The following is a 12,007-nucleotide window of genomic DNA, read 5'->3' as shown; positions in this document are numbered from 1 at the left end:
ATCTTTATTGTGAAACGAGGGGACGTTCCGGCTGATAGATGCAGTACGGTTCCGCCTCCTTATAATCGCCAGTGACCGCATAGGCTCTAGCCCGCGAACCACCACATAGATACCGATACTCACAATACCCACACTTGCCATGATGAGTGTCGGGATCACGCAGCGCCTTGAACGTCGGATGATGGCGATAAATATCGGCGAGAGGTGTCGTTCGGACGTTTCCGCAGGGGATCGGTAAAAAACCGGACGGCTGGACGTCCCCTGTATGTGAGATAAAGACGAATCCGTTGCCGTCATTCGTTCCGCGAGGTGCCTTCGCCAAATCGTCATGGGGATGTCCGATTGGAGGGAGCCCTGCTGTCCGGCGGCGCTGATTTTCTTGTCGGGCGACTCTCCGATAAAATTGGGCTTCCGTCGTCGAGATGATGAAGGGTGCCGTCTCTTGTAGGGAGAACGCCCATTTCAATACTTCCTCATGTCGCTCAGGTGTAATGGGTTGTAACAGGGATCCACGTCCAGTCGGCACGAGGAAAAAGAGCGTCCAGACGGATACGCCAAGGGATTCTACGAGTTTCGCCATTTCCGGTAATCGATTGACGTTGTATTCGGTCACCGTCGTATTGATTTGAAATGACATTCCCTCCTCTCGGAAATATGAGATTCCTCGAATGGTACGGTCGAAACTGCCACGTGTGCCGCGGAAATAGTCATGCGTCACGGCGTCCGGTCCGTCAATGGAGAAGGCCCAACGTGACAAACCAGCCGCTTTCGCTCGTTTCACGGCATCGTGAGTCACTCGAGGTGTGGCGGAAGGTGTCATCGAGACGCGCATCCCGAGGGAAGAGGCGTATGCGGTCAATTCAAATAAATCTTCACGCATGAGAGGATCACCGCCCGTAAAGACGAGAATCGGGTTATCCATCGCATGAATCTCGCGAATCAATGCCTTTCCCTCTTCCGTATCGAGTTCGTTTTCGTAACGGTGAAATTGTGCCTCTGCCCGGCAATGGACGCAGGAGAGCGCACAGGCCCGTGTGACTTCCCAAATGACGATGAACGGATTTTCGTTATAGTCGATGTGTTTCATACCGTCACCGCCTGTCGAAGATGTAAGTGATCGACCGCCCGTTTGGCAGAATCGACGCAGTCAGGTAATCCGACTCCATGAAGTATGGCACCACACGCCTCGACGCCGTCCCACTTCAGAAGTGCTTCTTCGAACGCGCGGACGTCCTGTTTATGACCGACTTCATATTGTGGCATCGTTTGAATGTGTCGTTCGACTTTCGTGAAGAGGGGAGTCCCGACTTTTTGAATGCGTCGAAGTTCGCTTAAAGCGAAGTTTGCGATTTGATCATCCTCTTCATGGAGCAGGGACGGGACATGTTCTGAACCGATATACATGCGGAGCAATGCTTTTCCTTTAGGAGCTAGGTGTGGCCATTTTTTATGCATCCAGCTACAAGCGGTCAAGGCGTTTCCTTCCGATTTGGCGATGACGTAGCCGGTTCCATCTAACGCATCCACATCTGACTCGTCGAAGGCGGCGAGTACGGTCATCGAAGAGGTACGTTTTAACGATGACAAGCGTTCGGCTTCTGGGAATCCGAGCAGAGGTCCGAGTGCTTGAGGGGAAGTCGCAAGAATGATGCCGTCAAACTGTTCGACCGTCCCATCGGCAAATGTGACTTCATGAGGTCGAACGGATTGAACAAGCGTCTTTAACATGAGTCGATCGATTGACGGACGGAGCGCCTCGACGAGTGCTCCGAGTCCTTGCTCAATCGACAGGAACTTACCAGTCTCGGACGGCTTTACACCAGCTTGGACGGGAGGAGTGAGTGCTTTCATTCCGAGAATCAGACTGCGAGTTTTTTGTTCAATCGTGATAAACTGAGGGAAAGTAGACTCGATGCTCATGTCTTCGAGTGTCCCGTTGTAAATCCCGGACAGAAGCGGTTCGATCATCGTATCGACGACTTCTGAGCCGAGTCTCGTCCGAAAGAAACGGTCGAGCGAGATATCCTCTCCTGCATACACGCGTGGAATCACGAGATCGAATCCGGCGCGAAGTTTTCCTCTCCAAGTAAAGAGATCCGTTTTGACCATCGGCCAAAACTTGGTCGGGATGCCCATGACCGATCCGGCCGGCATCTGTCTCAGTTGCTTCCGTACGTAAATGTAAGAAGTCCCGGTTCTGGAGCGGACGAGTTGATCTGCGAGACCGAGATCCGTAATAAGTGATGTCAAGGTCGGCTTCCGTGCCATATAACCGTCGGGTCCAGTCTCTAACGTAAACCCATCCCGATAAATGGTCTTGATTTTTCCACCGAGATGGTCCTGCGCCTCGATCAATGTGACATGAGCTCCGGCTTCTTTGGCATAATAGGCTGCGGCAAGTCCGGTGATGCCACCTCCGATAATCGCGATTCGATTCAATTGATTCACCCATTTCTCTGAAATTGTTGTCGTCTTAACGGTACCGGGAATGTTGACGGAGATATAGGATAAGTGTCACGGAGTTCTAGACATATTTGTCACGAATTCGAAAGGGGACGATGGAATGGCTTCCTTCCTTATCGTTGCGACGCTTGTAATGGTAGGCATAGCTGGGTTTATTCTGTCGATGAATCGACATGGAGAAAAGTTGGTTGGAGACGAGGAAAGTCCACCGATGATTTGGGCGGATGAAGACTGGTATAAAGATGATGGACCACCAGACGGGTAATATGATAAGATGACCCGGTTGAAATTTGATGGAACATGAGGTGATGGAATGAATGTACTCGAACAACAGTTGAATCACTTGGTTGATGAGTGTCGTCCGTACACGGCTCAAGGGAAAGTGGCAGATTATATCCCTGAACTCGCACATGTGAAAAACGATTTACTCGGGGTGGCAATTTGTTTGCCGGACGGTACGTATATTCATGCGGGGGATGTTCATCACAAGTTTACGATTCAGAGCGTATCGAAGGCGCTCACCCTTTGTTATGTACTGATGGAGTTCGGGGAGGACTATGTCTTTTCGAAAGTAGGGATGGAGCCGACGGGGGACGCATTCAACTCCATCGCCAAACTTGAGGAAACGGTCCCGTCAAAACCGCTCAATCCGATGATCAACGCCGGGGCGTTAGCGGTGACGAGTATGATTTTGGGGGAGACGGCAGAACTCAAAATCTATCAGTTCCGCCAGTTTTTAGCGACGTTGTTAAATCGCTCGGTCGAGGAGGTCACGTACGACGAAAAAGTCGCCCGCTCTGAATACGAGACGACCGACTTGAATCGTGCCTTGCTCTATTTCATGCGTCACCATGGAATTGTGGAAGGTGATGTCGATGAGATCATTGATGTGTATACGAAACAGTGTGCCATCGAGATTGATTGTTTTGATTTAGCACGAATCGGGCGTGTCTTTGCAGGGAATGGAGAAGACCCGGATACGGGCGAAGAGTTGATTCCACGTCGGGTCGTCCGAATCGTCAAGGCCATCATGACGACGTGTGGCATGTATGATGCATCGGGTGAGTTCGCTGTCCGGGTTGGTCTTCCAGGAAAAAGTGGGGTGTCGGGTGCCATCTTGGCGGTCGGGAACCACGAACTGGATTTGAATAACGTCGGGTTTGGCATATTTGGTCCGGCACTTGATTCAAAAGGAAACTCGATTGCCGGAATGAAGTTGTTGGAACTATTGATTGAGCGCTATACATCTCGCTAAATCGATAGGTGCTCCACGGATGCATCGAGTTCCTGCTGTAATGTTTCAATTTTTCGGTCGTATTCGGACTGTAGTTCAGCTCGAGGGGTGAAGGCCCGCCAACGCTTTAACAGTTGGTCATGGTCGTTCATCTCACCGAGTTCGGTTTGCATTTTTTTTAACGTTCGGACAGTGTCCATCGATGCATCCGATTCATAGTTTAGCAAGTACTCATGTAAATAGCGTTCGCGTTTGACGGCTAAACGGACTTTATGGAGCGCTTCAAGTTGTTCTTTTCCACTGGATCGTTCATGATAGACGCGCACACGTTGCTTGCGCTCACTTTTCGCCTTTTCTAACATCGGGGAGGCGTTCGTTTTTTTGAACGCACGAAATAACGGTCCACCGATGAAGCGACGTACTTGTTGATCGAGCGACGGTGTCATTTTTTCACTGACACGGGTAGATAGAATCGTCCGTGCGATGGCACGTTCTGTCTCCATCGCTTCAAGAAACGCATGGTCGAGTTCGGATTTAGAATCAAACGTTTCGATGAGGACGTCGAGGTCGCGCACATGACCGAGTGCCTCCATCAATTGTTTGAGTTGTCGAAACGTCGCCGGCTTCGTTTCGTATAGTTGCATGAAGGTGATCAGTTTCCGTAAATGCACCCGGGCGCGGTGAATATCCTCAGAATTGTTAAAGGTGAGGGCTTCCGTCACATAGTGATTGAACGTGTTCCACGTTTCCAACAGTTCAAATTTAAGTTTTTCTGCATGCCGTTGATTCATAATTATAAGTTCCTTTCTGAAAAAGAGATGAGGGTTGTCCATGTACCAAACACATTCATTAAACGAAAAAATCAAACTGTTCTTCACGATTTTCTTTCCAATCCTAGTCACGCAAGTGTCTTTTTATTTGATTAGCTTTTTCGATACCGTCATGTCCGGACGGGCGGGTGCCGTCGATTTGGCTGGTGTCGGAGTCGGTTCAAGCTTGTGGATGCCGGTGTATACCGGACTGAGTGGAATCTTGCTGGCGGTGGCCCCGATCGTGTCGCAAGCGCTTGGTGCGCGAGACCGTCAACAGATTCAACGTACCTTGTTTCAAGGTATCTATTTAGCCATCATGCTGAGCGTAATCACGCTGACGTTGGGCTCACTCCTTGTGCCGATGGCGATCGAGAGCATGGGGCTCAGTGTAGAAGGGAAACGAATCGCGACGCAATACTTGCTTGCCCTTGGATTCGGCGTCTTGCCGATGTTCCTGTTCAATGTGCTACGCACGCTCATGGATTCCCTTGGCAAGACGAGAGTCTCGATGATCCTCATACTATTAGGGTTACCCATTAATGTCGGATTAAATTACATCTTCATCTTCGGAAAACTAGGTGTGCCGGCGTACGGAGGTGTTGGAGCGGGAATCGCCTCGAGCATCACTTACTGGCTACTCTTCTTCATGGCCTTCTTCTTCGTGAGAAACGGGAAGCCGTTCCGCGAATACAAGTTTTTACGGACGACCGAACGGATGGTCTGGCTCCGACAAAAAGAGTTGTTACAACTTGGGACCCCAATCGGGCTCGCCATTTTCGCCGAAGTCAGCATCTTTGCGGCGGTCACGGTATTGCTCAGTTCATATGGTGACCAAATCGTCGCGGCTCACCAAGCGGCGATTAACTTTGCCTCGTTCGTGTACATGTTGCCACTTTCGGCATCGAGCGCGTTGACGATTGTCGTGGGGTATGAGCTCGGCGCGAAACGACTGCAGGATGCCGTCCGCTATGCAAAAATCGGGCTCGCGCTCTGTCTCGGTGTCTCTATCTTTTCGGGTGCTTTTTTGTTTTGGCAAAACGAGCGGGTCGCGGCCATTTATACGAATGACCCGACGGTCGTGGACCTTGCAGCGCACTTTATGATTTTTGCTGTATTCTTCCAATTGTCAGATGCCGTCGCGGCACCGATCCAAGGGATATTACGTGGCTTTAAAGACGTCAACATCACGCTCGTCCTTTCACTCGTCGCTTATTGGGTCATCGGTTTACCTCTCGGGTATGTTTTGGCAGAGCACGCCGGGTTTGGACCAGACGGCTATTGGATTGGCTTGATTGCTGGACTTGCAGCCGGAGCGGTCTTGTTATTCCTCCGGTTAGTATGGATTGTCCGACGATATGGCACGATTCAATCGACATAGAGAGGAGAAGGTTGTTCGCAAATGTGAACAATCTTTTATTTATTTAAAATTGGTCTATACAACTATACTTTTATCCGATATGATAACATGGAGGAAAACAAAAAGGAGTGGTGAACCGATGGGGACATTGATCAATGCTCGTATCGTGTCAGCAGAACATACATGGGAACGTGGATATATCAGATGGAATGGTCAAACGATTGATGAAATCGGATCGATGGAACAGTTTGAACAACAGGATGAGCATGTGATTGATGTCGCTGGAGCACTCGTGACACCGGGTCTCATCGATGTGCATATCCACGGGGGATATGAAGTCGATACGATGGATGCGGATGAATCAAAACTTCGGCAGTTGAGTAACGACATGCTACAAGAAGGCGTCACTTCTTTTTTTGCGACGACCATCACGCAGTCAAAAGAAGCGATTGAGCATGCTTTGAAGGCGGTCCGAAACGTCATCGAAGCGCAGGATACGACACTCATCGGGATTCACTTGGAAGGTCCTTTCGTCAACGTGGAGATGGCTGGGGCACAGCCGGCGGAATATATTATCGACCCGGACGCCGAGCAGTTCCGAAAATGGCAAGAGCTTGCCGGCGGTCATATCCGCCTCGTTACGTATGCACCGGAACGGCCAGGTGCACGTGCATTTGAAGCGGTACTTCGCGAAACCGGTGCGATCGGTTCAGCGGGCCATACGAGCGCGACATTTGAAGAGAACAAGCAGGCGGGCGTCAAACACGGGACGCATCTTTATAACCAGATGCGTGGGTTACATCATCGAGAACCCGGAACGGTAGGCTATTGTCTCTTAGAGGGTGGAGTCATCGCGGAAATCATTCCGGATGGGATCCATAGTCGTCCGGAGATGGTCGACTTCGCGTTTCGCTTAAAAGGAGCAGATGAACTTGTCGTCATCACGGATGCGATGCGAGCAAAAGGACTTCCGGACGGACAATATGAGCTTGGCGGCCAACCGGTCATCGTAGCGGACGGGGCTGCGCGACTTCAAGCCGGGAACCTTGCGGGCAGTGTGTTGACGATGGATGCTGCATTCCGAAACATTCAGGCATATACGGGATGTACGGTGGAAGAAGCGGTAAAAATGACCTCGACGAATGCGGCCAAAGAATTCGGGTTGACGACAAAAGGCGATATCAAATCGGGGTTTGATGCAGACCTTGTCGTTTGGGATGACACGACACATGTTCAGATGACTTTCGTCAAAGGTCGAATCGTATATGAACGGGAGGAACAAAGATGAATGTACTAGTCGCAAAGACGGCGAACGACGCGGAACGAATCGCCTATACGCTAATCAAAGAACGGATTTCAGGGAAACATGACTTTGTACTCGGTCTCGCAACCGGTAGCACACCGGTCGGGATGTATCAGATGTTTAAACAGGACGCGCTCGATTGTAGCCATGTGACGAGCGTCAATTTAGATGAATATATCGGATTATCGCCCGAACATCCTCAAAGTTACAACCGCTTTATGAAAGACCGTCTCTTCGATGAAGTGCCATTCAAACAGAGTCACTTGCCTCAAGGGGACGCACCGGACCCAAAAGCGGAAGCGGCTCGTTACGAAGACCTCGTTCGGAAGCTTGGTGTCGACTTACAACTTCTTGGTATCGGGGAAAATGGTCACATCGCATTTAATGAACCGGGCACGGCCCTCGATGCGAAGACGCACGTGACCGAACTCACCGAATCAACACGAGAGGCAAACCGTCGCTTTTTTGACCGATTGGAAGACGTCCCGACGCATGCGATCACGATGGGACTCGATACGATCATGAATGCGCGTGAAATCGTCTTAGTCGCGACAGGGGTGCGGAAAGCTGAAGCGGTACAACATATGATTGAAAGCGTACCGACGGTCGACTGGCCGGCCACAATCCTCCAGGCCCATCCAGGTGTGACGGTCGTGCTCGACGGGGCGGCTGCATCGCGCTGTGCGGAATCTTTACAAGCCCGTGGGCAAGAAGCGGCAACACGATTTTTCACCATTCGGGATTAACGAACCTGCGGAGTCATCTCCGCGGGTTTTTCTGTGTTCAACTGTGGGAAAATGTAAAGAAACGAATTTGTCATCAAAACGTTTTCGACAAATTTACCGCTTTCCTCTATAATGAGTGAAGCTCATTATTTTGACTCGAAGGAGACCGATATGAATTCTAGAACACATGCTCGCAGACAGCGCACAGGTCCGTCTGCGTTTTATAAGATATTTAGTGCCCTCGTGCTGATTGCGATTATTGCTGGATCTAGCATTTACGGTACAGCGTTTTACAAAGCCCACAATATGTTGTCAGGCACCCAAGTCACATTAGAGGATGACCCGACGGTTGAGCCGACTCGTTATGATAAAGAAGATACGGAGACGTTCTTGGTTTTAGGGACAGACCTTTCGCCACAGAAGAAAGCGCGTGGCGAGTTCGGACGATCGGACGTTATGATTGTCGTCATTTTAAACAAGAAAGAAAAGCAGACGACGATGCTCAGTATCCCGCGTGACTCGTATGTCAATATTGACTACACGGGATATAACATTCCTTATGGCAAGACGGGACTTGACCAAGATAAGATCACACACGCTTACTACTTCGGTTCGATGGATGAATCGAATCCAAACAACGGGATGCGGATGGCGACGAACACGATCGAAGATTTAGTCGGTGTTGAAATCGACCATGTCGTCTCGCTCAACTTCCAAGGGTTCGTTGATTTCATTGATGCTGTAGGTGGCGTTGAGATTGATGTTCCGTTCTCATCACAACAAAACAGTTACGATGCGTCACGTGAGACAGTTCAAATCGAACAAGGACTTCAACAGCTTTCTGGTGAAGAGGCACTTGCCTACGTTCGAAATCGATACGATGATCCACGTGGGGACATCGGTCGTGGACAACGCCAGATGGAAGTCATCAATGCCGTGCTCGAACAATCACTCGGTACTTCACTCCTAAACAATTACGATAAGGTCTTGAAAGCCGTCGGCGACAACATGCAGACGACACTTGGCCCGAATGACTATATGCGTTTAAGTGAAGATGTTGGCGCGCTTCACAATACGGTGCAATATCAATTGACTGGAGAAGGTGCCCGGGCAGATGACGGACACTTCTACTATTTCTTGAACGAACCGCTTCTTGAAGAAGTACGCTATCGTGTACAACAAGCGGACGCCGGTAATCGTGTCGAGCCGATGACGGATACGGAATTAGAGTCTTACACGTTGGACCCGAATGGAATAACGTATGAAGCACAATAAAGTTTGACTTACGAAAAATGCAAAACGCTCAGAATTCATCTTCTGAGCGTTTTTTTATACGTAGAATAAGATTGTTTAGTTCCAATATGAGTCGAAAAGAGGGTGGGAAATCGTATTTCTGTTTCGTGCGTTATATGCGACCCATGGCGACGGTGAAAGAGTACGAGTCGCCACGGAAGAGCGAACGACTGTATTCAAACATGCTGCCATCTTCGAGATATGTTCGCTGGTCAATCAACAAGACCGGTGCGTTCGGAGAAATGGTGAGGAGTTTGGCTTCTTCTGGACCGGCGCTCCGGGCTTCGAGTGTCTGTGTTGCATTCTTCAAGCGTAAGCCATGCTGTTCGGCATACGCATAAATCGATCCCGTGGCGTCATCTTGCGTCAGGTCAGGCAATAAATGAACGGGAATATAGGCGGTCTCGAGCGCAAGTGGATGATCATCGGCGAGTCGTAACCGTTTCATCTCATAAACCGGTGTTTGATTTGGGATACTCAGTTGCTGCGCGATGCGATCCGTTGCCGGAATGACCTCGTATGACAAGAGACGGCTGAGCGGTCGCATGCCTCGATGTTTGATTTCCTCGGAAAAACTCGTCAGTCCCGATAACGTCATCGCAATCTTCTGACTCGCGACGAACGTGCCTCGTCCTTTTTGACGGCTCAAGTAACCGGCGTTGACGAGGTTCATGATGGCTTGACGAATCGTCATCCGACTGACATGAAATTGCTCGGAAAATTCACGCTCTGAAGGCAAGGTGTCTCCTGGTTTTAACAATCCGTCATCAATTTGTTGCTTTAAGTACGCTTCAATTTGATAATAAATAGGTAACGGAGATTGTTTATCGATTTCTAACATATCATTTCGCTCCTGACTGAGAAGATGTATGTTTCATTATAGACGAAATTAAACTAGTTGTCTGAACAGATTATAGAGAGAAGGTGGAGGACAAGATGGAACCATATACAGCAAGTACAGTCGTGACCTCAATAAAGGAAGACGGCAACGGTCATTGGCACACACTCGAGAACAGCCCGTTTTATGCGGAAGGTGGGGGACAACCGGCTGACCGTGGATGGATTGGGAGGCATCCTGTACTGGACGTACAAATCAAGGACGGGGAAGTATGGCATCTCTTGTCAGAATCATTACCAGCGGGCACGACGATAGAGGTTCGAATCGATGAGGACGTCAGACGGGATCATTCCATCCAGCATACTGCTCAACATGTGATAACGGCGATTTTGGAAGACCGCCATGGCATTCGGACGCTCAGCTTTGGAATCGGAGAGACCGATTCATCTATTGAGATTGAAACGGCAACGATGGACTGGGCGCACGTTGAGGCACTTGAACAAGAGATGCAACAAGTCATCTTTGAAAACCGTCCGATTCGTGTCTATGAAATCCCAAAAGAAGAAGTAGACCGGGCGCGCTTACGGAAAGAGACGGACCGAACGGGGATGATTCGCATCGTCGAAATCGAAGGTCTAGATTACAATGCATGTGGTGGCACTCATGTGGAGACAACGGGACAACTCGGTACCATCCATGTGACGGCGGTGAAGAAAGTGAGGGGGAATCTCCGCTTGACGTATGTGGCGGGAAGTCGAGCGATCAAGGCGACTCAACAAGCGCGAGCAGCGTTGCGGACGATTCACCATACATTCTCGACAACGAATGAATCCGTGGCAGCCCGTGTAATCGAAGAACATACGATTCGTTTGGAACGTGAAAAAGAAATCAAAACGCTCGAAGAACGGATTGCCAAAGCGAAAGTGGAGGCCGTGTTGAAAGAAGATAACTATGTGGCCTTACATGTCGGGAGAACAGAAGCGGAAACGTTGACGACCGCCATCATCGAACGAATCGCAGCAACAGGACGAATTGCCGTTGGCGCCAACTATGGAACGCAGAAATTGTTCGTTATGCATGACGGGACACAGGATATCGCCGTCGGCACATTCTTGAAAGCGGCGCTCCAAGAGATGCAGATCGGTCGTGGCGGTGGAAGCCATAAGCAGGCCCAAGCGCGTTTCACATCCGTAGCGGAACTAGAAAAGGGAATCGAAGAAATCGTGAAACGATTGCAGGAAGGAGTTTTACCATGTTGATCATTCAATCGGGAAACGAACCAGCGTTGATTGAACAGGCCAAACAAGTGCGGGAGATCGTATTCGTTCAGGAACAAGGAATTGATGCGAGTTTAGAATACGATGATTTAGACGATATGTGTACACATGTGGTCGGGCTCCTTGACTCCGAACCTGTGACGACAGCGCGTCTTCGTCCAGTCGACTCGACTGTCGGAAAAGTGGAGCGAGTGGCGACGATTCAATCGGCCCGGGGTCATGGATATGGGAAAGACATTATGATTGAAGTTGAACGTGTCGCGAAACGTCAAGGGTTGGTTGAACTACGATTGGGTGCACAACTGACGGCCCTTCCGTTTTATGAAAAGCTCGGGTACGAGGCGTTCGGAGATGAGTTTTTGGATGCCAATCTCCCACACCGCATGATGCGAAAAACATGGTAATCCTTTTTTGAAATATCCCATTTTTCTAAAAAAAGGTTGGCAAGAAGATTTCGTTTTGTTATAACTAATACTAACAACTGACAGATAGAGGTTGCGAATGACATGAGTAAGCTTGGTTGAAACGGACGCACTCCGGACCGAGCCGAAAGGGGAAATTCGCCGAAGTCGACGTTCACGTGCGTGTGAATGAAGGCTGGGGTAGTCGTGAACAACGCCTACACTGCCATGGTCAACTACCATGGAGCGCTATCTACGGAACGATTCTTTAATCGTTTTTCAACTGCGCGTACAAGCGGCAGAC

12 protein-coding genes and 1 riboswitch are annotated in these 12,007 nt (G+C 49.7%); of the genes, 8 read left to right on the top strand and 4 right to left on the bottom strand.

What is annotated here, in order from left to right:
- Window positions 1-4 precede the first annotated feature (4 nt).
- Both KNO73_RS13190 and hemG read right to left on the bottom strand, forming a co-directional pair.
- On the bottom strand, window positions 5-1,087 hold the full coding sequence (locus KNO73_RS13190) for a TIGR04053 family radical SAM/SPASM domain-containing protein (RefSeq protein WP_214685475.1): 1,083 nt from the start codon (window positions 1,085-1,087) through the stop codon (window positions 5-7).
- Window positions 1,084-2,463: a protoporphyrinogen oxidase gene (gene hemG, locus KNO73_RS13185; RefSeq protein WP_214689256.1), complete on the bottom strand. Its 1,380-nt coding sequence runs from the start codon at window positions 2,461-2,463 to the stop codon at window positions 1,084-1,086. Before hemG ends, KNO73_RS13190 begins: the two co-directional genes overlap by 4 nt.
- Window positions 2,464-2,563: 100 nt before the next feature.
- Here hemG and KNO73_RS13180 point away from each other — a divergent pair, with 100 nt between their 5' ends.
- Together KNO73_RS13180 and glsA are read left to right on the top strand one after the other, a co-directional pair.
- Window positions 2,564-2,728: a hypothetical protein gene (locus tag KNO73_RS13180; protein WP_168169830.1), complete on the top strand. Its 165-nt coding sequence runs from the start codon at window positions 2,564-2,566 to the stop codon at window positions 2,726-2,728.
- 48 nt (window positions 2,729-2,776) lie between these two features.
- Window positions 2,777-3,718 carry a glutaminase A gene (gene glsA, locus KNO73_RS13175; RefSeq protein ID WP_015880732.1) on the top strand — a complete coding sequence of 314 codons (942 nt, stop codon included), beginning with the start codon at window positions 2,777-2,779 and terminating at the stop codon, window positions 3,716-3,718.
- Here glsA and KNO73_RS13170 read toward each other — a convergent pair.
- A complete protein-coding gene (locus tag KNO73_RS13170) occupies window positions 3,715-4,488 on the bottom strand; it encodes a CHAD domain-containing protein (protein WP_214689079.1) in 774 nt (257 codons plus the stop codon). The two genes, glsA and KNO73_RS13170, sit on opposite strands and share 4 nt — an antisense overlap.
- Window positions 4,489-4,528: 40 nt before the next feature.
- Here KNO73_RS13170 and KNO73_RS13165 point away from each other — a divergent pair, with 40 nt between their 5' ends.
- The 4 genes from KNO73_RS13165 to KNO73_RS13150 all read left to right on the top strand — a co-directional run bounded on the left by KNO73_RS13165 (window position 4,529) and on the right by KNO73_RS13150 (window position 9,169).
- Window positions 4,529-5,887, top strand: a complete 1,359-nt coding sequence (locus tag KNO73_RS13165; protein ID WP_214689081.1) for an MATE family efflux transporter — start codon at window positions 4,529-4,531, stop codon at window positions 5,885-5,887.
- Window positions 5,888-6,005: 118 nt separating this feature from the next.
- On the top strand, window positions 6,006-7,154 hold the full coding sequence (gene nagA / locus KNO73_RS13160) for an N-acetylglucosamine-6-phosphate deacetylase (RefSeq protein WP_214685478.1): 1,149 nt from the start codon (window positions 6,006-6,008) through the stop codon (window positions 7,152-7,154).
- Window positions 7,151-7,915, top strand: coding sequence for a glucosamine-6-phosphate deaminase (gene nagB / locus KNO73_RS13155; protein ID WP_215112602.1), 765 nt, complete (start codon window positions 7,151-7,153; stop codon window positions 7,913-7,915). The genes nagA and nagB overlap by 4 nt, the downstream gene beginning before the upstream one ends.
- A gap of 150 nt (window positions 7,916-8,065) precedes the next feature.
- Complete coding sequence (locus KNO73_RS13150; RefSeq protein ID WP_214685479.1) at window positions 8,066-9,169, top strand: LCP family protein; 1,104 nt, start codon at window positions 8,066-8,068, stop codon at window positions 9,167-9,169.
- A gap of 130 nt (window positions 9,170-9,299) precedes the next feature.
- On the opposite strand, the gene KNO73_RS13145 is transcribed toward KNO73_RS13150, so the two are convergent.
- Window positions 9,300-10,028, bottom strand: coding sequence for a GntR family transcriptional regulator (locus KNO73_RS13145; RefSeq protein WP_215112601.1), 729 nt, complete (start codon window positions 10,026-10,028; stop codon window positions 9,300-9,302).
- A 95-nt stretch (window positions 10,029-10,123) separates the two neighbouring features.
- Between KNO73_RS13145 and KNO73_RS13140 the strand changes: the two genes are divergently transcribed.
- The gene (locus KNO73_RS13140) at window positions 10,124-11,284 is read left to right on the top strand and encodes an alanyl-tRNA editing protein (RefSeq protein WP_215112600.1); all 1,161 of its coding nucleotides are present in this window, start codon (window positions 10,124-10,126) and stop codon (window positions 11,282-11,284) included.
- A complete protein-coding gene (locus KNO73_RS13135; RefSeq protein ID WP_214784693.1) occupies window positions 11,278-11,706 on the top strand; it encodes a GNAT family N-acetyltransferase in 429 nt (142 codons plus the stop codon). Before KNO73_RS13140 ends, KNO73_RS13135 begins: the two co-directional genes overlap by 7 nt.
- Window positions 11,707-11,783: 77 nt before the next feature.
- A riboswitch (Lysine riboswitch) is annotated at window positions 11,784-11,963 on the top strand.
- The last annotated feature ends 44 nt before the right edge of the window (window positions 11,964-12,007 follow it).

The sequence above is a fragment of the Exiguobacterium sp. s83 genome, assembly GCF_018617095.1.
Classification (GTDB): domain Bacteria; phylum Bacillota; class Bacilli; order Exiguobacteriales; family Exiguobacteriaceae; genus Exiguobacterium; species Exiguobacterium profundum.
Note: the sequence above shows the minus strand (reverse complement) of the source record. Positions and strands in the feature narration are given on the sequence as shown.

Excerpts from the sequence above, each read along its gene's own strand:
- nagA (WP_214685478.1), top strand. The coding sequence starts at position 6,006 with ATGGGGACATTGATCAATGCTCGTATCGTGTCAGCAGAACATACATGG.
- nagB (WP_215112602.1), top strand. The coding sequence starts at position 7,151 with ATGAATGTACTAGTCGCAAAGACGGCGAACGACGCGGAACGAATCGCC.
- KNO73_RS13180 (WP_168169830.1), top strand. The coding sequence starts at position 2,564 with ATGGCTTCCTTCCTTATCGTTGCGACGCTTGTAATGGTAGGCATAGCT.
- KNO73_RS13145 (WP_215112601.1), bottom strand. The coding sequence starts at position 10,028 with ATGTTAGAAATCGATAAACAATCTCCGTTACCTATTTATTATCAAATT.
- KNO73_RS13150 (WP_214685479.1), top strand. The coding sequence starts at position 8,066 with ATGAATTCTAGAACACATGCTCGCAGACAGCGCACAGGTCCGTCTGCG.
- glsA (WP_015880732.1), top strand. The coding sequence starts at position 2,777 with ATGAATGTACTCGAACAACAGTTGAATCACTTGGTTGATGAGTGTCGT.
- KNO73_RS13135 (WP_214784693.1), top strand. The coding sequence starts at position 11,278 with ATGTTGATCATTCAATCGGGAAACGAACCAGCGTTGATTGAACAGGCC.
- KNO73_RS13140 (WP_215112600.1), top strand. The coding sequence starts at position 10,124 with ATGGAACCATATACAGCAAGTACAGTCGTGACCTCAATAAAGGAAGAC.
- KNO73_RS13165 (WP_214689081.1), top strand. The coding sequence starts at position 4,529 with ATGTACCAAACACATTCATTAAACGAAAAAATCAAACTGTTCTTCACG.
- KNO73_RS13190 (WP_214685475.1), bottom strand. The coding sequence starts at position 1,087 with ATGAAACACATCGACTATAACGAAAATCCGTTCATCGTCATTTGGGAA.
- KNO73_RS13170 (WP_214689079.1), bottom strand. The coding sequence starts at position 4,488 with ATGAATCAACGGCATGCAGAAAAACTTAAATTTGAACTGTTGGAAACG.